This is a genomic window from Neisseria elongata subsp. elongata, from assembly GCF_900113545.1.
GTDB classification, from domain to species: Bacteria; Pseudomonadota; Gammaproteobacteria; order Burkholderiales; family Neisseriaceae; genus Neisseria; species Neisseria elongata.
This window is the reverse complement of the sequence record NZ_FOPS01000008.1, coordinates 26,326-44,236: the sequence shown is the minus strand read 5'-3', so window position 1 is coordinate 44,236 and position 17,911 is coordinate 26,326. Positions and strand designations below refer to the sequence as shown.

Genomic DNA, 17,911 nt, shown 5'->3' with positions numbered 1-17,911 from the left:
GTCGGGTCGGGCTGCAGGTGTGTGCTGATGGATGTGTGGTTTGGAGGTCGTCTGAAAATGTTTCAACAGTATTTAAAATCTGATGATGACGGTGTCAGTCTTAAAGACTTCAGACGTTGCATAACTGCGTTTTCAGACGGCCTTTTTGTTGGATTACAGTCCCCCGTAGGAGTGCAGGCCGCTGAGGAACATGTTGACGCCGACAAAGGCGAAGGCGGTGATGAAGAGGCCGATAATCGCCCACCAGGCCAATATTTTTCCACGCCAGCCGACAACCAGCCGCAGGTGCAGCCATGTGGCGTAGTTCAGCCAGACGACGAGTGCCCATACTTCTTTCGGGTCCCAACTCCAATAACCGCCCCACGCGGCTTTCGCCCACAGTGCGCCTAGGATGGTGGCGATGGTAAAGAACAGGAAGCCGACGGCAATGGCTTTGTACATGATTTCTTCAATGGCGGCTGAATCGGGCAGGCGGCTGGCTTTGCCTTTTTCGGTGCTGCGGATGACCATAAGCTGGGCCACGCCGAGCATGGCGGCCATACAGAATGCGCCGTAGCCGATGAAGTTGGCCGGAACGTGGATTTTCATCCACCACGATTGCAGGGCGGGAATCAGCGGTTGAATCTGTTGTGCGTTGCGCGCGAGGCTGTACCACAGCACGAAGCAGACGATTCCGGCCATCAGTGTGTAGACGAACACGCCCAGCCGCTGTACGGTAAAACGGGTTTCGTAATACCAGTACATCAATGAGCTGATGACGAGGAAAAGGATGAAGACTTCATAGAGGTTGGAAACCGGGATATGGCCGGCATCGCCCAACAACAGGTAGCTTTCGTGCCAGCGAACCAGGAGGCCGGTAAAGCCCGCCAAGGCGGAGATCCAACCGAAGGCGGTACCCATGCCGAGAAGGGTATTGGTTTGGCTTTTTTTGTGTGCAGCCAACAGGGAGCCGCATGCGTAGGCGAATAGGGCGGCAAAAATCATTGCGCATTGCCACATAATCGCCGACTGGCTGCTGAGGAAGTAGCGCAGGAGGAATTTATCGTTGTTGCCGAAGTTTCCTGCATAGAGGGATACGCCGCCGTAGGCCAGTGCCAGCGAGAGCGGGACGAACCAGCGCATGGGTTTGAAAAACCAGCCCAGGCTGACGGTGCAGATTACGCTCGACCAGAGGATAACGACTTCGTATACATCCATTTTGTGCGGCAGGGTGTATTGCACGAAGGCGGCAATGAGCGGGATCAGGGCGGCAAACAGCCAGTCTCTAGCATCCAGAGAGTGCCAAAAAGAACGTTCTGCCAAGAGTTCGTGCTGTGGTAGGTCGGCGTGTGTTTTAGTGTTGTCGGTGGTTTGCATCATGGTTTAAATCCTCGGCAAGCCGTTTCAGGCCTTGCAGATGTTCGGGGAATTCTCGTTGCAGGTCGCGTTCGTGCCGGCTGGACGACATGGCAAAGCGGATGCCGTTGGGTTCGAATAACAGCCAGAAGCGTTTTTCGCGGATGTAGAACATAAAGACAGTGCCCAATACCAGCAGTAGCGATCCGATGTAAACCAACACCGCGCCCGGGGATTTCGTCATCTGCAGGCCGGAGGAGCGGACTTCTTGGAAGCTGTCCAGTTGCAACAGTACGGGTGCGGGATATTCCGTCAGGCCGGTATAGGCATCCATGGCGTGTAATAGGAAACGGTTGCGTTTGTCTTCCTGTTGCCATGCAGGCAGGTTTTGCCGGTTTAAGGCTTCGTCTAAGGTGAGGCTGGCACCGCCGATTAGGATTTGATAGAAATAATCGCGCATTTTTTCCCGTTCGTTTTCAGGAACCGCGGTTTGGACGAATTTATCCAATTCCAGATAGCCGCCGCGGGCGAACAGGAGCAGGGTGTTTTCAACGGCTTGTTTGAATTGCGGACGGATGTCTTCCGGCGCGCTGGCGGCTGCGGCTGTGCTGATGCGGCTGCGGACGGTTTCGTCGTTCATCAGTTCGCGCCAAATCATGAAGGTGTCGGCCTTGTGTTTGCTGTCGGCAGGAATGCGCAACCAGCGGTATTGCTGCTCGAGGCCGGAGCGGGTGCCTGTGATGAAAAAGTAGTCATCTTCCTGCTTGATCGGCAGCATGTAGTTTTTGAACTCTATTGCCTGTCCCGCAGAATCGCGCAGGCGGTAGATGATGCTGGGACCCAGGTTGGTGAATTTTTTCTCCTGTTTCACGGCGCGGGCATCGTTAAGTTTTTGTTTCAAACCTTGCTCTTTTTTGGCCGGTTCGCTCATGTCTTCAACGTTCATCGATGTGAATTTGTCGAATTCCAAAGTGAATTTTTGTTCGCCGCCCATATTCAGCGGAAAACTGTTCATCGATGTGCCTTTCAATTCGGCAAAACGACTGCTGTTCGCCGCCAAATCCCAAGCTTTGAATTGGAGGCCGGAGCCGCCGTCGGCAAAGCTTGCCTGGTAGATAGAAATGCCGTGCAGGGTGAGTGGGTGGTTTACCCGAATGGTGTGTTCGCTGACCTTGCCGGTTTTTTTATCGGTAACTTCCAAATCGCTGGCAAAATCACTCGGCATGCCGGTATCGTAGAAATCGATGTGGAATTTTTTCAGTTTGACCGAAAACGGCAACTGTTGAACCAAAAGCCCTTGGTCGGCATTCAGGAAAACAACGTCGGCCTCTTGCCCTTCACTGAGGTTTACGTTGCCCCGAAATGACGGATTGCCGTCGCTTAAGATGCTTTCGGGTTTGAAGTTGCGGGCGAATACCGCTGTGTTGTCAGGAGTTATTTTCCCGGTCAGCATGCCGATTTTTAATAGCAGGTTGCTGTCTATCAGGCCGCCGAGGCAGATGACAATGATGGCCAGGTGGGCAAAAATGTATCCCCATTTGTTGGCCGCCCCTTTTTTACCGGCAACCAATACCGAGCCGTCTTCACGTTCGACTTGTTTGACAGCGAAGCCGCGGACGTTGAAATAACGCATGCCTACAGACGGGGTAAGGCCGTTTTCCAACAGGGCGGTGTGTTTCATGGCTGCAAGCGACTGCCGGCTTGCTTTCAGGCGGAACGAGCGCATTTCGCGCATAAAGGGCGGAATGTTGCGCCACAGGCAAAGGCCGGTGCTGAGCACCAGAAACAGCATGATGACGACAAACCAGATGGAGGAGTAAACGTCAAACAGGCCGAGTGCTTGGAAAATCCGGCTCCAGAAAGGGCCGAATTTGACGATGTAGTCGGTGTAGGACAGGTTTTGCTGCAAAACCGTGCCGATGACCGAGGCGATGCCTAATATGCACAGCAGCGCAACCGCGAAACGCATGGAGCTTAAAAAAGCGAACCACGGGCGGCGGATAAGCGGGATTTTTTTACCGGTTGCCATCTTTAGGGGAGAGAAATTTCGGGAAAACAAAGAGGTGGATTCTACTACAAATCGGGCTGCCGATACGTTGGATGTACCGGCAGCCCGATGGTCATTGTTTATTCCAATGGTGGTATTCAGACGGCCTTTATCAGATGGAGGCCGTCTGAAAATCAATGCAGCCCTTGGATGAAGTTGGCTACGGCGTTCATCTCTTCTTCAGACATGCGTTTGACTACGTCTTCCATCATACCGTTGGGACTTTTGCGCTGGCCGGAGGCATAGGCTTTCAGCTGTGTCATGGTGTAGTCTTTGTGTTGGCCGCCCAAGCGGGGATAGGCGGACACATCGGTGCCGCTGCCCGGTATGCCCGCACCGCTTGGGCCGTGGCAAGCCATACAGGCAGGCAGTTTTTTCTCGGACAGCCCGCCGCGGAAGATTTTGGCGCCCAGGTCCAGATTGTCTTTCGGATTGGCCTCACCCGGTTTCGGAGTTTGGGTGGCATAGAAAGCGGCCACGTCGGCAATATCCTGCGCACTCAGGCTGCCTACCATCGGGCGCATAGCTGCCGCTCCGCCGGTTGTCCGTTTGCCGTCTTTGATGGCAACGGTTTCTTTAATTATGTATGTGGCATGTTGCGACGAAAGTTTCGGGTAGGAGGAAATGCCGCTGTTGCCGTCGGCGGCATGGCAGGCCGCGCATACGGTTTGGGCGATCTGCTTGCCTTTGGCCAAATCGGCCTTCGGCGCGGCAAACACCGCACCGCACGCCAATGCCAGAGTCAGTAAGGTGGTACGTTTCATGGAAGGCTCCTGATTGCGGCATTGCGGTATCCGCAATACCCTTTTTTATCTGTGATACTCAAAATATGCGGCGGAATTCCGTCGCTTTAAACCGATTATTCGGCAAACGTGGTATTCTATACCAAATTTACCTGTTTTTTCCATAGTTATGAACTTATTTCAAAACGCAAAATTTTTTACTACGGTAAACCACTTGAAAGATTTGCCCGATACGGGAGCCGAAATAGCCTTCGTCGGACGGTCCAACGCGGGCAAATCCAGTGCGATCAATACGCTGTGCAACCATGTTCGTCTGGCCTATGTATCGAAAACGCCCGGACGTACGCAGCATATCAATTTTTTCGAACTGGCCAACGGTCATTTTATGGTTGATTTGCCCGGTTACGGCTACGCGGCCGTACCGGAGGCGGTGCGTCAGCATTGGGTAACCCTGTTGGGCGATTATTTGCAGACACGGCATCAACTCATCGGTTTGGTGTTGATTATGGATTGCCGTCATCCGCTCAAGCCGCTGGACATCCAAATGTTGGATTTTTTCGCCAAAACTGGCAGGCCGGTGCATATCCTGCTTTCAAAGGCCGACAAATTATCTAAGAACGAACAGATTAAAACCTTGTCTTCTGTCAAGAAAGCGTTAAAACCGTTTTCAGAGCGGCAGGATGTGTCGGTGCAACTGTTTTCGAGTTTGAAAAAGCAGGGCATGGAAGAAGTGGAAAACGTGGTGGGCGGCTGGTTTGTACGGTTGGATACAGAGCCGGCGGAAGAAGGTTGTCCTGTTTGAGCATATTTGGGACATCCGCCCGGCCGAAATTTGATTCTAATACTTGAAGCCGTCTGAAAAGGCGGGTATTGTAATCGAAAGAGATTCACATTCAGGTAAATGATGCCGTCTGAAAACCGTTTTTCCGGTTTCAGACGGCCTTTTCAGGAGAAAAATATGCAACAGCCCGACAATCCCGACCGCCGCAAACTGCTCAAAACCGCTGCCGCCGTTTCGGCTGCCGCCGCACTGACGGCCTGCGGACAAGGCGGCCAATCCGCTCAAACGGCTTCATCGCCCGAGGGCAAAGCCGCCGCCGACTGCTCCGGCAACGGCAGCCACAGCCAAACTTCCTACGACTGCTACGGCGTACATCAGGCCGGCATTACCACGCCGCACCAAACCTTCGGCATCCTCTGCGCCTTTGATGTTACCGTTTCCGATATTTCCCAGCTCATCAACTATTTCCGCACCCTGACCGCCCGCATCGAATTTCTGACCAAAGGCGGAGAACTGGTGGACGGCGACGAAAAGCTGCCGCCTGCCGGCAGCGGCTTGCTGGGCAAAACCGTCCCGCCCGACGGCCTGACTGTTACCGTATCCGTCGGCGCGAGCCTGTTTGACGCACGTTTCGGGTTGGGCGGTAAAAAGCCCAAGCATTTGCAGGAAATGAAGGATTTCCCCAACGACAAACTGCAAAAAGAATGGTGCGACGGCGACATCGGCATCCAAATCTGCGCCTTTTCGCCCGAAACCTGTCAAAACGCCCTGCGCGACATCATCAAAAACACCGCCAAATACGCGATTACCCGTTGGTCGCTGGACGGCTGGCTGCCCAAGGCCGAGCCGGGCGCGATTGCGTCGCGCAACCTGTTGGGCTTCCGCGACGGTACGGCCAACCCCGACGTCAGCAAGCCTGAAATCGCCGACCAAGTATTGTGGACGGGTGTGGCTTCCAACAGTTTGGACGAACCGGCATGGACGAAAAACGGCAGCTATCAGGCCATACGCATCATCCGTCATTTTGTCGAATTTTGGGACAGGACGCCCTTGCAGGAGCAACAGGCCATTTTCGGCCGCGAAAAATACAGCGGCGCGCCCTTAGGCATGAAAAAAGAGGGCGACATTCCCGACTATGCCAAAGACCCGGAAGGCAAGGCCGTCCCTACCGACAGCCATATACGGCTGGGTAATCCGCGCGACCCTGAGTTCATGAAAAAGCATTTGCTGTTCCGCCGCCCGTTCAACTATTCCATGGGTTTGGCCAAGTCCGGCCAGTTGGACGTCGGCCTGATTCTGGTTATGTATCAGGCCAATCTTGCTGACGGTTTTATCTTTGTGCAAAACCTACTCAATCTGGAACCCTTGGAGGAATACATCAGCCCGTTCGGCGGCGGTTATTTCTTCACCCTCCCCGGCGTGGAAAAGGGCGGCTTCCTCGGCCAAAGTTTGCTTGTAGACAAATAAACGCGCCCGCCGCAGTTTGAGGCCGTCTGAAAACCCGTTTCCGTATCGCAAGCGGGGTTTTCAGACGGCCTCTGAATCGGCAGACAGATTTGCAGTGCGGCGCAAATCGGTTTATAACCGCCGTTTTCCCAATTCGGAGTTGCCCCCATGCCCTTGCAAGACAAGCTGCCGCACCCCATCCTGCCCGATGGCACGCGCAACGAAATTCAGGCGCGCGAAAGCTATCATTTGCTGAAAATCATGTCTGAGTTCGTCGAGGCAGGCGAAGAACTGCGCGCCATCTATCCCGCCGTCAGCATATACGGCAGCGCGCGCACGCCGGTAAACCATCCCGACTACCTGCTGGCCGAACTGATTGCCCGCCGCCTCTCGGATGCGGGCTTCGCGGTGATTTCCGGCGGCGGGCCGGGGATTATGGAAGCGGCCAACAAGGGCGCGTTTGCCGGACGCAGTCCCGCCGTCGGCCTCAATATCGTGCTGCCGCATGAACAGCAGTCCAATCCGTATCAGGATTTGTCGGTTAAATTCCAACATTTTTTCCCGCGCAAAGTAATGTTTGTGAAACACGCTGTGGCGTATGTGGTGATGCCCGGCGGCTTCGGCACGCTGGACGAGCTGTTTGAAAGCCTGACACTGGTGCAGACCGGCAAGATTCCGCCCCGTCCGATTATTTTGGTCGGCCGAGATTTCTGGCAGGGGATGATTGATTGGATAGCCGACCGGCTTTTGACGCGCGGCTTTATCAAGCCCGACGATTTGGATTTGTTTGAAACGGCCGACACCGCCGACGAAGTAACCGATATTATTTTCCGCCATTACGAAAACTGTACCGACGGGTTCTGCATCAATCCGAACACCGATTGGGAATTGGGTTTGTAAGGGCGCAGGAGGGAGCGATGCAGTCTAAACTGCTTATCTTCGATTGGGACGGCACGCTGGCCGACACCACCAACCCGATTATCGAAACCGTGCAGCAGGCCTTTTACGAATGCGGGCTGGCCAAACCGCCCGCCGACCGAATCCGCAACTTAATCGGCCGCAGCCTGATGCAGATGATGCAGCAGCTTGCGCCGACTGCGGGCATGGGCAAACATGAAGAACTGGTGGAAACTTATGCCGCGCATTATCTGAATCCGAACAACCGCCATATGCGGCTGTTTCCCGACGTACCGCCCACCCTGGAACGCCTGCGGGAGGCGGGGTACTGGCTGTCGGTGGCCACGGGCAAGGGGCGCAGCGGTTTGAATCAGGCCATAGCCCAAACCGGTACGGGGGATTTTTGGCTGGCAACGGCCTGCGCGTCCGAATGCCCGTCCAAGCCCGCGCCCGATATGGTGTGGCGGCTGTGCGACGAACTGGGCGTGATGCCGTCTGAAAGCATCGTCATCGGCGATACCGCCTTCGATCTCGAAATGGCCGCCCATGCCGGTGCGCGCGGGATAGGCGTGGTAACGGGCGCGCATAGCCGCGAAACCTTGCAGAGCGCGCCGAACATCGGTATCTTGTCCTGCTTTGGCGAGCTGGAAGGCTTTTTGCAACGGCAAGGAAGCATAGAGGCCGTCTGAAAACAAAGCAAACACCGTTTGCACATCAGGAAAATTATTTATGAGCTTTAAAATCCAACGCGAAGAAGAACAGCAACAGGCACAATCGGGCTTCCATCCTTCGTCCGGGCCGTCTGAAAACGAAAGCTGGGAGCGCGACACGCTCTACAAGCTGTTGATGAGCGTACACAAGGAGCAACGCAGCAGCCGCTTGTGGCGCAATATTTGGCGCGGTGTCGGCGCGATGCTGTTTGCCGGCACGCTGTTCACCATGTACAGCTGCAGCAGCGGCGGCGGCACCGGTACCGGCGGAAACAGTTTGGGCAGCGCGTTGCACAAACAGTCGAACGAGCATACCGCCGTTATCCGGTTGAACGGCGTCATCGGCGGCGGTTATCAAGACCAAGTGGCGATGCTGCGCGACGGATTGGAAGCCGCCTACGCCAACGGCAAAGTCAAAGGCATCATCATCCGTGCCAACAGCCCCGGCGGTTCGCCCGTCATCTCGAATACCGCCTTTGAAGAAGTACGCCGTCTGAAAGCGGAACACAAAGACATCCCGCTGTATGTCGTTACCGAAGACATGTGTGCTTCCGGCTGCTACTACATCGCGGCGGCTGCGGACAAAATCTATGCCGACCCGTCCAGCCTGGTGGGCAGCATAGGCGTCATCGGCGGCAGCTTCGACTTTACGGAGCTGATGGATAAAATCGGTGTCAAACGCCGTCTGAAAACCGCAGGCAGCAACAAAGGCATGGGCGACCCCTTCTCACCAGAAACGCCCGAACAGCAGGCCATCTGGCAGCAAATGCTCAACGACATACACGGCGAATTCATCAAAGCCGTCAAATCGGGGCGCGGCAGCCGCCTGAAGGACAACGATCCCGAAATATTCAGCGGCCGCGTTTACACCGGCTTGGAAGCGAAGAAAAATGGACTGATAGACGACTTCGGCAACATTTACAGCGTCGCCCGCGATGTCGTCCAAGCCCCCGAATTGGTGGATTACACGCCTGACGAAGACGATTTGGCGCGCGCCATCAGCCGCCGCCTCAACGGCGAAGTGCAAAACCAAGTAAGGGAAGGCCTGCAAAACCTGGCCAAGCCCGGCTGGTAAATCGGCAAACGCCGGAGGCCGTCTGAAAACCTGCAAACGGTTTTTCAGACGGCCTCTTTTCTATGTTAGAATGCGCCCCGTTTTTGACAGCCCGCCTGCGCCGCAGGCAGAAATCATGGAACTTCCCGGTTCGTTTCCCGAAAATTCCCGCTTCTCCACCTGATTCTGAACCCGCCTGAATGCGCCGCCGCCTTCCTGCGGGCGGAGCATTTATGACCACACCGAACATCCCCACCCCTGCCCAGGCCGCAGACGGCCAACGCCTCGATTTGGATATCGACCACGTTCACGAACTGGCCGATGCACTGCTGCCCGTTTACGCCGATATTTCCGCCGGGCGCGCGCCTGCCGACGAAAACCTGAACGCGAAACTGGTCGAGCTGACCGCCATCCTGCACGAACTGCACCCTGCGGACATGGCCGTCCTGCTCGAATCGCTGCCGCCGAAAGAGCGCGTTGTCGTGTGGAAACTGGCCGAGCCGGAAGACGACGGCGACGTATTGCTGGAAGTGTCGGAAGCCGTGCGCGAAACCCTGATCGAAAGCATGGGCAAAGACGAATTGCTGGCGGCGGTGGAAGATTTGGATGCCGACGATTTGGCCGAACTGGCCGACGATTTGCCGCACCAGGTGGTCTATGAAGCCCTGCAAACCCGCGACGAGGAAGAACGCGAACAGGTGAAGGCGGCGATGTCGTACGAAGACGGCCTGGTCGGCGCACTGATGGATTTCGAATTGGTCAGCGTGCGCGCAGACGTGAGCTGCGAGGTCGTGTTACGCTACCTGCGCCGTTTCGAAAGCCTGCCCGACCACACCGACAAAATCTTCGTCGTGGATGAAGACGACATCCTCATCGGCGTGCTGCCCATCCGTAAACTGCTGGTATCCGCCCCCGAAGACTTGGTTGCCGACGTAATGGCGACCGACGTGGTGCGTTTCCGTCCGTCCGACGATGCGGAAGAGGCGGCGCAGGCGTTCGAACGCTACGACTTGGTTACCGCGCCCGTCATCGATGAAAACAACAAGCTCATCGGCCGTATCACGGTGGACGAAATGGTGGACGTTATCCGTGAAGAATCGGAAGCCGACATCTTGAACATGGCCGGTTTGCAGGAAGAGGAAGACCTGTTCGCACCAGTGTGGGATTCGGTGAAAAACCGCTGGACGTGGCTGGCGGTAAACCTCTGCACCGCATTCGTCGCCAGCCGCGTCATCGGCGCGTTTGAAGGCAGCATTTCCAAAATCGTCGCCCTTGCCGCACTGATGCCGATTGTGGCGGGCATCGGCGGCAATTCGGGTAATCAAACCATCACCATGATTGTCCGCGCCATTGCCGTCGGCCAGTTGGCCGACATCCAGACCGGACGTCTGCTGAGGAAGGAAATCGGCGTCGCCCTGGCCAACGGCCTGATTTGGGGCAGCGTGATGGGGCTGGTGTCCTTCCTGCTCTACGACAGCATCGGCATCGGTTTGGTCATGGTGGCGGCGATGACGCTCAATCTGCTGCTGGCGGCGGCGGTGGGCGTATTGATTCCGATTGTGATGGAAAAACTCGGCCGAGACCCCGCACTCGGCAGCTCGGTGCTGATTACCGCCGTAACCGACTCCGGCGGTTTCCTGATTTTCCTCGGCTTGGCAACGGCGTTCTTGCTGTAGGCAGTACGGATAAACCGAGAGGCCGTCTGAAACCCGATTTTCAGGTTTCAGACGGCCTCTTGCCTTTTATCTGCCGCTTAATGGTGATGATGGTGATGCGGTTCCGCATTTGTCCGCGCAGTGCCGACAGGCATAATCAGTGTGGCATACGCGGTAGAGTCGCCGCATACTTTGGGGTCGGCAAACGGGGTTTTGTGTACCAGCCTGATTTTCCACAGCCCTTCAACCAAAGGCAGGATGTTCACTTTGCCCTGTTTGTCAGTTTTGCCGGAAAACGCTTGCGGCTCGCGGTGGTCGTGCGTGGCCGCCGGGTCTTTTGCCGCAACGGTATCGGCGGTGGCGGTTACCGTCGCGCCTGCCAGCGGTTTGCCTTCGTATAGGATTTGTACTGGAAACAGGCTGCCCGGCCGCACGGTGTTCGGATTGGCCAATGGTACGATTTCCAAGGTTTGGCCGATCGGGCGGCTGATGGCGGACAAATCTTCGCCGTCATCGACGATCAGCACGCTTTTTCCAAACATCCGGCTCTGTTCGCACGATACCGCTTCGGGACGTTCGGCCAAATTTTTCTGTTCCCATTTGCCCGCCGCGTCTTTCGACCAGAATGTCGGTTTGTAGGTTGCGCTGATGATGTAACTGCCTTTTTTCAGCTTGCCGCCGGTGTATTGGTAATTCTCGCCCTGTTGTTTCATGTTGCTGTGTTTGCCGTCGGGCGAAGTCAGTTGCAGCGGGGCGAAGATATGCAAACGGTCGTCGGCAATTTTTTCGGCATGAGGGAAGTCGTGGCTGTAGGCCAAATCGGCGCGGAGGGTGTCGGACGAGGCGAGTTTTGCCGGGGCGTTTACCCACACTTCGTGCGCCTGTGCGGACGCGCAGATGCCGATTAAGGAAATCAAAAGCAGTTTTTTCATCATTTCACCTTGGCAAAGGTTGTTTAACGGAAATGATACATTATCACATTGTCTTTCCTGTGCACAGTAGGAAACCGATGGTGTGAACCATGGTGTTGCCGTTTGCTTGTTATCCAATTGTATGAGGCCGTCTGAAAGGTGTTTTCAGACGGCCTCAAGATGATGGTGAAGACGGTAAAACGGATTATTCGCCGATAGTGCCGATGTGATTGGATTCTTCCGCCGAAGCTGCTTCGGGGGCGGCAATGCCGGCGGCGTTTGTGTCAACGGCAGGTTCGGAAGCGGCTGAGGCAGTTGCTGCGGCCGGTATGGCGGCGGCAGATTCTTCCGGTGCCACCAATTCGTCGATGTCTATGTCTTCCCCGCTGCCTTCAGACGGCTTCAAACCGAGCTGGCGGCGGCGTATTTCCATGTAGCCGTCGCGCATCATGATATAGGGGTCGAGGGCGGCTTCCTCCATGCCGTCGGTCAGGTCGAGCAGGCTTTCGCGCGTGCTGACCGCATTGACGGTAGAGGCTGCCGCCCGGCCGGCGGTGGTGTGGAATACGGCGTTTTGCACCGGATAGGCCATCAGTGCGGTCGTACCCAGGCTGTCGCGGACGGTGGAGGGGCCCAAAATCGGATAAACGAAGTAGTTGCTGTTTTTCCAGCCCCATGAGGCGAAAGTGTCGCCCAGGGTGTTTTTGTTGTTCGGGATGCCGCCCGCCCCGGCCACGTTGATCAGGCCGCCCAATCCGAAGGTGGTGTTGACGGAAACGCGCATGAAGTCTTCGCTGGCGCGTTTGATGTCCAGGCGCAGCAGGTTGCTGCCGAAGCTGACCACGTCGCGCAGGTTGTTGAAGAAGTTGCCCACGCCGGTGCGTACCGGGCCGGGAGTAACTTTGCGGTAGCCGCGCGCAACCGGCGCGAGGACGTAGCGGTCTGCTTTGTCGTTCACTTTGAACATGAAACGGTTGTAGCGCTCGTAGGGGTCTTTGCTTTTTGCTTTGGCCGGCTGCCGGGCGGGTTCGGAGGCCGTCTGAAAAGGCGTGCCGGATTGTGTTGTGTTTTGCGGCGGCGCGGTTTCTTTATCGCTGGCAGCAGCGGGCAGGGCGGCAAGCAGCAATGCCAGTGCGGCGGTGTATGCGATGGGGTGTCGTTTCATGGCGTGATCCATTCTCGGACTTCGTACAGTTCGGCCAAGTCCGCCACGGCGGGCGGCATATGCCTCAGTTCGGGACGGCTACCGTTGCGGCGCAGTACGGAAAACAGCAGCGACAGGCAGGCCGAATCGGCACGGCTGACCGCAGACAAGTCCACAGCCTTGATGTCGCCGCCGCTCAGTTGCACAAATCGGCGGTAGGCGTTGCCGTGCACGGTTTTGACGGTGATTTCGCCGTCAAGGTGCAATATGCCGTCGCAGATTTCGCAGTTCATTATTTGCCGCCGTTTTTGTTTTTCAATTCTTGAATCAGGCCGTCGAAGCCTTTGTTTTTAATGGTTTCGCCGAATTGGTTGCGGTAAACGGTAACCAGGCTCGCGCCTTCGATGGCCACGTTGTAGACACGGTATTTGCCGCCGCTCTGATAGGTGGTGAAGTCCATATTGACCGGTTTGCTGCCTGCCTGGCTGACTTCCACGCGGACGATGACTTCTTTGCCGCCACGGTTGATGATGGGATTGCCTTTGACATCGACGGCGGCATTTTTAAATTTCAGCATGGTGCCGGAGTAGGTGCGGATTAACAGGGTTTGGAATTCTTTGGACAATTCCTGTTTCTGCGCCGGTGTGGCCTGCGTCCAGGGTTGGCCGACGGCTTGTGCGGTCATGCGCTGGAAGTCGAAATAGGGCAGAGCATAGTTCTCCGCCTCTTTGCGTACGGCCGCATCGTTGCTGCCGTTGGCTTTTTTCAGGATGGCCAATACTTGGGCGGCATTTTCGCGTACTTGGGAAACCGCCTGCTGCGGCGTGGCCTGTGCGATACCTGCTGCGGCAAGGGTAATCAGGGCTGCTGTGTAGAATGTGGTTTTCATGTTGTAACTTTCTCGGTTCGGGAGTTGTGGGGTTAGGGTTGGCTGTCGGCTGTTTTTTCAGACGGCTTGGCATTGCCTTCCGCCATATTGGTCATGAATTTGCCGATCAGGTTTTCCAGCACCAGTGCGGAGCTGGTCAGGCTGATGGTGTCGCCGTTGGCCAGGCTGTCGCTGTCGCCGCCCTGCATCAGGCCGATGTATTGTTCGCCAAGCAGGCCGGAAGTCAGGATTTGGGCGGAAACGTCGCTGCTGAAAGTGTATTGTTTGTCCAATTGCAGCGTTACTTTGGCCTGATAGGTTGCCGGGTCGAGCGCGATGTTTTGCACGCGGCCGACCAATACGCCCGATGCTTTGATGGGGGCTTTCACTTTCAGCCCGCCGATGTCGGTGAAGTTGGCATAGACGGTGTAGGTTTGCCCGCTGCCGCCGCCGAAGTTGCCGCCACCGGCAACGCGGAAGGATAAGAAGGCCAGTGCGACGATACCGATCAGGACGAACAGGCCGACCCAAAATTCCAAAATGCTTCGTTTCATGAAAAATTCCTTGGTTGTAATTGCGCTGCGTTCAGCCGGTAAACATGAAGGCGGTCAGGATGAAGTCTATCGCCAGTACGACCAGCGCGGACGATACGACCGTGCGCGTGCTGGCGCGCAGGATGCCTTCGGACGTCGGCAAGGCGTGAAAGCCTTGGTGGACGGCTATCAGTGTAACCGCCACGCCGAAAAAGGCCGATTTGATCAGGCCGTTGAGTACGTCGTAGCCGAAGGAGATGTTGTTTTGCATCTGCGACCAAAAGATGCCGCCGTCCAAACCCAGCCATTGCACGCCGACCAAATACGCACCGTAAATGCCGGCCACATTGAAGATGGAGGCCAAGAGCGGCATGGAAAACACGCCCGCCCAAAAGCGCGGCGCAACGACGCGGGCAACGGGGTTTACCGCCATAACATTCATGGCTTCGAGTTGTTCGGTGGCCTTCATCAGGCCGATTTCGCTGGTCATCGCGCCGCCCGCGCTGCTGGCAAACAGGATGGCCGCCAATACGGGGCCCAGTTCGCGCAGGAGGGAAGCCGCCACCATGTAGCCCAAGATGTCGGCCGATTTGAATTTGGCCAGCTGGGTATAGCCCTGCAAGCCCAGCACCATGCCGACAAACAGGCCGGAGACGGCGATAATCAGCACGGAAAGCACGCCGGCAAAATACACTTGCCGCACGCTCAGGCGGAAGCGTAAAAGCGATGTGCCGGAGTGCGCCAGTATCTGCAGTAGAAACAGGCAGACGCTGCCGAGTGCCTGTATAAAGCCGAGGGTTTTCGCCCCGACGGTTCGGATAAGGTTCATATTTCGGTTCAATTGTTTTTTCAGACGGCCTTTTGTATTCGGCAGGCCGTCTGAAAACTGGTTTAACGCCCCAGCAAATCCTGCTGCAAAGTCGTTTGCGCCGGATAGCGGAAGGCGACGGGGCCGTCGGCCAGGCCGCCGACAAACTGGCGCACCCAAGGCGAATCGAGTTCGCGCATTTCCTGGGGCGAGCCGGAAAATACCACTTCGCCGTGTGCCAAAAAAATCACTTGATCGACGATTTCCAGCGATTTTTCAATATCGTGCGTAACCATCACGCTGGTGGAACGCAGTGCTTTGTTGGCACGGCTGATTAAGTGGGCGATGACGCCGAGCGAAATCGGGTCGAGTCCGGTGAACGGTTCGTCGTACAGCATCAATTCGGGGTCGAGCGCGATGGTGCGCGCCAAAGCCACGCGCCGCGCCATACCGCCCGACAATTCGGCGGGCATCAGTTTTTCTACGCCGCGCAGGCCGACGGCGTTCAGTTTCAGCAGCACCAAATCGCGGATGACGGCTTCGGGCAGTTTGGTCAGCTCGCGCATCGGGAAGGCGATGTTGTCGTACACCGACAAATCGGTAAACAATGCGCCATGCTGGAACAGTACGCCCATGCGGCGGCGGTGTTCGTGGAGTTCCTGCGCCGAAAAGGCCGACAAATCGCGCCCCTGAACCAGCACTTGTCCCGACTGCGGGCGGATTTGGCCGGTAATCAGCCGCATCAGCGTGGTTTTGCCGCTGCCCGAACCGCCCATTACCGCCGCAAACGCGCCCTGCGCGATGCGGAAGCTGACATCTCGCAGTATCGGACGTTCGCCATAGGCGAAGACGACGTTTTTCATTTCGATAAACGGCTGGGTCATGGTGCGGCTCAAAGTTGAAAGCTTTGCATTCTAAATATTTGTTGCGGCAGGGGCAAATTTTCAGACGGCCTGTAAAATGCTTTAAACGCGGAAGTGTATGCAAACGGCTGATATTGTGCCGTTTCAACGGTTGCGGCCGCGTTTGCGCCTGTGTTGTGCTTTTCAGACGGCCTGAGCCTTCGCGACAGCCCGTTCAATCTGCTAAAATACCCTGCACAATAATCGAGGAGATTCCAATGCTCAGACGAGTAACGCCCATATGGCTTTTTATCCTATTGTCCGCTACGGCTTGGGCGGGTGGGTTGCAAGAGGAGAGGTTAGCCGGCACTTGGACATGTGTCCCGCCCGGCAAATCCGACAGCCCTTCCTACAAATCCACTTTCACATTTTCCACCGATAAAAAAATCAAGTCTTATACGGATATGTATATCCCTCTGGAAACAGATACGCCAAAACAAGGCGTTAAAACTGCAATTTACCGCACAACCGAAAGCGGGACTTGGCGGTTGGAGGGCAACAGGCTGGAAACCATAGTCCGTGAGGAAAAGGTTGAGAGGATGCACGACCTGGCGAAAATAGGCACGTTAGATCGGAGATTAGACGATGAGATGTTTGCCAGCATGAAACAGGCTGTAGAGGAGCAAAAGGAAATTAAAGGAATGCGCGAATATATCGTCAAAAAACTGGATGTGGCGGCATTGCATATGAGCGAAGACGGCAAATTTCCCATCATCTGCAGTAAGTTGAAATAATCATGTTTAAACGAAAAAAAACACCTGACTACACACAAATTTTGGAAAATATCCAATTGCCCGGCACGCAACGCACCCTGGGCGGAGAAAAGGCCGTTAAAAAACTGCATGAAGAGGCAGACGGCCTGTATATCGAGTTATCTTTCGGTTTTCCGACCGCGCATTTGTGGGACGGGCTGTCCGAGCGTATTCAGACGGTCTTGGCTGCCGAAGGTAATACCCTGCCGCTGCATATCGAAATCGCCACCGAAATTGCCACGCACAAAGTGCAGCCCGGCGTAGCAACGATTAAAGGCGTGAAAAACATCATCGCCGTGGCCTCGGGCAAGGGCGGCGTGGGTAAATCCACCACCACCGCTAATTTAGCGATGGCCATGGCGCGGATGGGTGCGCGTGTGGGTGTGCTGGATGCCGATTTATACGGTCCCAGCCAGCCGACCATGCTGGGCGTGCAAGACCGCAAGCCCGATCAGGAAAACAAAAAACTGATTCCCGTGGAGGCGGACGGCGGCATCCAAGTAATGTCTATCGGCTTTTTGGTCGATACCGATCAGGCCGTGGTTTGGCGCGGGCCGATGGTCAGCCAGGCTTTGCAGCAATTATTGTTTCAAAGCGAATGGGACGACGTGGATTACCTGTTTGTAGATTTGCCGCCGGGTACGGGCGATATTCAGCTTACCCTATCGCAGAAAATCCCCGTTACCGGCTCGGTGGTCGTTACCACGCCGCAGGACATCGCACTGATAGACGCACGCAAGGCGGTGGATATGTTCGACAAAGTCAATATCCCGATTTTCGGCGTGCTGGAAAATATGTCGGTACACATCTGCTCCAACTGCGGCCATAGCGAAGCAATTTTCGGCAGCGACGGCGGCAAGGCCTTGGCCGAAAGGTTGAACGTGCCGCTTTTGGGCCAACTGCCGCTCACATTGGCAGTGCGCGAAGCGATGGATAGCGGTACGGCTAAGGCTTTGCAGGAAAACCATCCCGCCGTTGCCAAACTTTATACCGATGCGGCATTCAACATTGCACTGACGATTGCCGATAAAGGCAAGGATTACAGCCAGGCGTTTCCGAAGATTGTGGTGGAGTGATTTTGGCTGCCGGTTTCCATACAAAGGCCGTCTGAAATGGTTTTTCAGACGGCTTAAGTTATAAAAAATATAGTAGGTAAAATTTCAATTCGGATAAGGATAGAAGCAGCAAAGTGTGCAGGGTATGGGATCAATTTATGAGAGATATTTTAGTGTTTTCGTTAAGGATCTCTTTTGAGTTTGGAGGTGTCAGCTTTTGGTTGATCCACGATAGTTTTAACGCTATCTGCATATTGGCGGTATAATGTT

At 55.6% G+C, this 17,911-nt stretch carries 18 protein-coding genes; 8 read left to right on the top strand and 10 right to left on the bottom strand.

Annotated features, from left to right (window positions below; genetic code table 11):
- Window positions 1–153: 153 nt before the first annotated feature.
- The 3 genes from ccsB to BM261_RS08510 all read right to left on the bottom strand — a co-directional run bounded on the left by ccsB (window position 154) and on the right by BM261_RS08510 (window position 4,146).
- Window positions 154–1,359: a c-type cytochrome biogenesis protein CcsB gene (gene ccsB, locus BM261_RS08520; protein WP_074897413.1), complete on the bottom strand. Its 1,206-nt coding sequence runs from the start codon at window positions 1,357–1,359 to the stop codon at window positions 154–156.
- Window positions 1,334–3,364, bottom strand: coding sequence for a cytochrome c biogenesis protein ResB (locus BM261_RS08515; protein ID WP_074897411.1), 2,031 nt, complete (start codon window positions 3,362–3,364; stop codon window positions 1,334–1,336). The genes ccsB and BM261_RS08515 overlap by 26 nt, the downstream gene beginning before the upstream one ends.
- 152 nt (window positions 3,365–3,516) lie before the next feature.
- Complete coding sequence (locus BM261_RS08510) at window positions 3,517–4,146, bottom strand: c-type cytochrome (protein WP_074897409.1); 630 nt, start codon at window positions 4,144–4,146, stop codon at window positions 3,517–3,519.
- Window positions 4,147–4,294: 148 nt separating this feature from the next.
- Between BM261_RS08510 and yihA the strand changes: the two genes are divergently transcribed.
- From yihA to mgtE, 6 genes are all read left to right on the top strand, one after another.
- Window positions 4,295–4,927, top strand: a complete 633-nt coding sequence (gene yihA, locus BM261_RS08505; protein ID WP_074897407.1) for a ribosome biogenesis GTP-binding protein YihA/YsxC — start codon at window positions 4,295–4,297, stop codon at window positions 4,925–4,927.
- Window positions 4,928–5,083: 156 nt separating this feature from the next.
- Complete coding sequence (efeB, locus tag BM261_RS08500) at window positions 5,084–6,373, top strand: iron uptake transporter deferrochelatase/peroxidase subunit (protein WP_074897474.1); 1,290 nt, start codon at window positions 5,084–5,086, stop codon at window positions 6,371–6,373.
- Between the two features lie 147 nt (window positions 6,374–6,520).
- Window positions 6,521–7,252, top strand: a complete 732-nt coding sequence (locus BM261_RS08495) for an LOG family protein (RefSeq protein WP_049252017.1) — start codon at window positions 6,521–6,523, stop codon at window positions 7,250–7,252.
- Between the two features lie 17 nt (window positions 7,253–7,269).
- A complete protein-coding gene (locus tag BM261_RS08490) occupies window positions 7,270–7,938 on the top strand; it encodes an HAD hydrolase-like protein (RefSeq protein WP_074897405.1) in 669 nt (222 codons plus the stop codon).
- Window positions 7,939–7,978: 40 nt separating this feature from the next.
- Window positions 7,979–9,034 carry a S49 family peptidase gene (locus BM261_RS08485; RefSeq protein ID WP_074897403.1) on the top strand — a complete coding sequence of 352 codons (1,056 nt, stop codon included), beginning with the start codon at window positions 7,979–7,981 and terminating at the stop codon, window positions 9,032–9,034.
- 212 nt (window positions 9,035–9,246) lie between these two features.
- The gene (gene mgtE / locus BM261_RS08480) at window positions 9,247–10,689 is read left to right on the top strand and encodes a magnesium transporter (RefSeq protein WP_074897401.1); all 1,443 of its coding nucleotides are present in this window, start codon (window positions 9,247–9,249) and stop codon (window positions 10,687–10,689) included.
- 77 nt (window positions 10,690–10,766) lie between these two features.
- Here the strand turns inward: mgtE and BM261_RS08475 are convergent, their stop codons facing one another.
- The 7 genes from BM261_RS08475 to BM261_RS08445 all read right to left on the bottom strand — a co-directional run bounded on the left by BM261_RS08475 (window position 10,767) and on the right by BM261_RS08445 (window position 15,816).
- On the bottom strand, window positions 10,767–11,600 hold the full coding sequence (locus BM261_RS08475) for a DUF4198 domain-containing protein (RefSeq protein ID WP_074897399.1): 834 nt from the start codon (window positions 11,598–11,600) through the stop codon (window positions 10,767–10,769).
- A gap of 184 nt (window positions 11,601–11,784) precedes the next feature.
- Window positions 11,785–12,744, bottom strand: a complete 960-nt coding sequence (locus BM261_RS08470; RefSeq protein ID WP_240317851.1) for an MlaA family lipoprotein — start codon at window positions 12,742–12,744, stop codon at window positions 11,785–11,787.
- Window positions 12,741–13,016, bottom strand: a complete 276-nt coding sequence (locus BM261_RS08465; RefSeq protein WP_074897395.1) for an STAS domain-containing protein — start codon at window positions 13,014–13,016, stop codon at window positions 12,741–12,743. The genes BM261_RS08470 and BM261_RS08465 overlap by 4 nt, the downstream gene beginning before the upstream one ends.
- Window positions 13,016–13,612: an MlaC/ttg2D family ABC transporter substrate-binding protein gene (locus BM261_RS08460; RefSeq protein ID WP_074897393.1), complete on the bottom strand. Its 597-nt coding sequence runs from the start codon at window positions 13,610–13,612 to the stop codon at window positions 13,016–13,018. The genes BM261_RS08465 and BM261_RS08460 overlap by 1 nt, the downstream gene beginning before the upstream one ends.
- A 32-nt stretch (window positions 13,613–13,644) precedes the next feature.
- Window positions 13,645–14,145: an outer membrane lipid asymmetry maintenance protein MlaD gene (mlaD, locus tag BM261_RS08455; RefSeq protein ID WP_074897391.1), complete on the bottom strand. Its 501-nt coding sequence runs from the start codon at window positions 14,143–14,145 to the stop codon at window positions 13,645–13,647.
- 31 nt (window positions 14,146–14,176) lie between these two features.
- A complete protein-coding gene (gene mlaE / locus BM261_RS08450) occupies window positions 14,177–14,953 on the bottom strand; it encodes a lipid asymmetry maintenance ABC transporter permease subunit MlaE (protein WP_074897389.1) in 777 nt (258 codons plus the stop codon).
- A 62-nt stretch (window positions 14,954–15,015) separates the two neighbouring features.
- Window positions 15,016–15,816 carry an ABC transporter ATP-binding protein gene (locus BM261_RS08445; RefSeq protein ID WP_049252002.1) on the bottom strand — a complete coding sequence of 267 codons (801 nt, stop codon included), beginning with the start codon at window positions 15,814–15,816 and terminating at the stop codon, window positions 15,016–15,018.
- Window positions 15,817–16,238: 422 nt separating this feature from the next.
- On the opposite strand from BM261_RS08445, the gene BM261_RS12480 reads away from it, so the two are divergent.
- Both BM261_RS12480 and apbC read left to right on the top strand, forming a co-directional pair.
- The gene (locus BM261_RS12480) at window positions 16,239–16,568 is read left to right on the top strand and encodes a hypothetical protein (protein WP_143095763.1); all 330 of its coding nucleotides are present in this window, start codon (window positions 16,239–16,241) and stop codon (window positions 16,566–16,568) included.
- A gap of 2 nt (window positions 16,569–16,570) precedes the next feature.
- Window positions 16,571–17,662 (top strand): iron-sulfur cluster carrier protein ApbC, encoded by a 1,092-nt coding sequence (gene apbC / locus BM261_RS08435; RefSeq protein ID WP_074897386.1) that lies wholly within the window; start codon window positions 16,571–16,573, stop codon window positions 17,660–17,662.
- Window positions 17,663–17,911: the final 249 nt, after the last annotated feature.

Coding starts and splice junctions, on each gene's coding strand:
- ccsB (WP_074897413.1), bottom strand. CDS start 1,359: ATGATGCAAACCACCGACAACACTAAAACACACGCCGACCTACCACAG.
- BM261_RS08515 (WP_074897411.1), bottom strand. CDS start 3,364: ATGGCAACCGGTAAAAAAATCCCGCTTATCCGCCGCCCGTGGTTCGCT.
- BM261_RS08510 (WP_074897409.1), bottom strand. CDS start 4,146: ATGAAACGTACCACCTTACTGACTCTGGCATTGGCGTGCGGTGCGGTG.
- yihA (WP_074897407.1), top strand. CDS start 4,295: ATGAACTTATTTCAAAACGCAAAATTTTTTACTACGGTAAACCACTTG.
- efeB (WP_074897474.1), top strand. CDS start 5,084: ATGCAACAGCCCGACAATCCCGACCGCCGCAAACTGCTCAAAACCGCT.
- BM261_RS08495 (WP_049252017.1), top strand. CDS start 6,521: ATGCCCTTGCAAGACAAGCTGCCGCACCCCATCCTGCCCGATGGCACG.
- BM261_RS08490 (WP_074897405.1), top strand. CDS start 7,270: ATGCAGTCTAAACTGCTTATCTTCGATTGGGACGGCACGCTGGCCGAC.
- BM261_RS08485 (WP_074897403.1), top strand. CDS start 7,979: ATGAGCTTTAAAATCCAACGCGAAGAAGAACAGCAACAGGCACAATCG.
- mgtE (WP_074897401.1), top strand. CDS start 9,247: ATGACCACACCGAACATCCCCACCCCTGCCCAGGCCGCAGACGGCCAA.
- BM261_RS08475 (WP_074897399.1), bottom strand. CDS start 11,600: ATGAAAAAACTGCTTTTGATTTCCTTAATCGGCATCTGCGCGTCCGCA.
- BM261_RS08470 (WP_240317851.1), bottom strand. CDS start 12,744: ATGAAACGACACCCCATCGCATACACCGCCGCACTGGCATTGCTGCTT.
- BM261_RS08465 (WP_074897395.1), bottom strand. CDS start 13,016: ATGAACTGCGAAATCTGCGACGGCATATTGCACCTTGACGGCGAAATC.
- BM261_RS08460 (WP_074897393.1), bottom strand. CDS start 13,612: ATGAAAACCACATTCTACACAGCAGCCCTGATTACCCTTGCCGCAGCA.
- mlaD (WP_074897391.1), bottom strand. CDS start 14,145: ATGAAACGAAGCATTTTGGAATTTTGGGTCGGCCTGTTCGTCCTGATC.
- mlaE (WP_074897389.1), bottom strand. CDS start 14,953: ATGAACCTTATCCGAACCGTCGGGGCGAAAACCCTCGGCTTTATACAG.
- BM261_RS08445 (WP_049252002.1), bottom strand. CDS start 15,816: ATGACCCAGCCGTTTATCGAAATGAAAAACGTCGTCTTCGCCTATGGC.
- BM261_RS12480 (WP_143095763.1), top strand. CDS start 16,239: ATGTATATCCCTCTGGAAACAGATACGCCAAAACAAGGCGTTAAAACT.
- apbC (WP_074897386.1), top strand. CDS start 16,571: ATGTTTAAACGAAAAAAAACACCTGACTACACACAAATTTTGGAAAAT.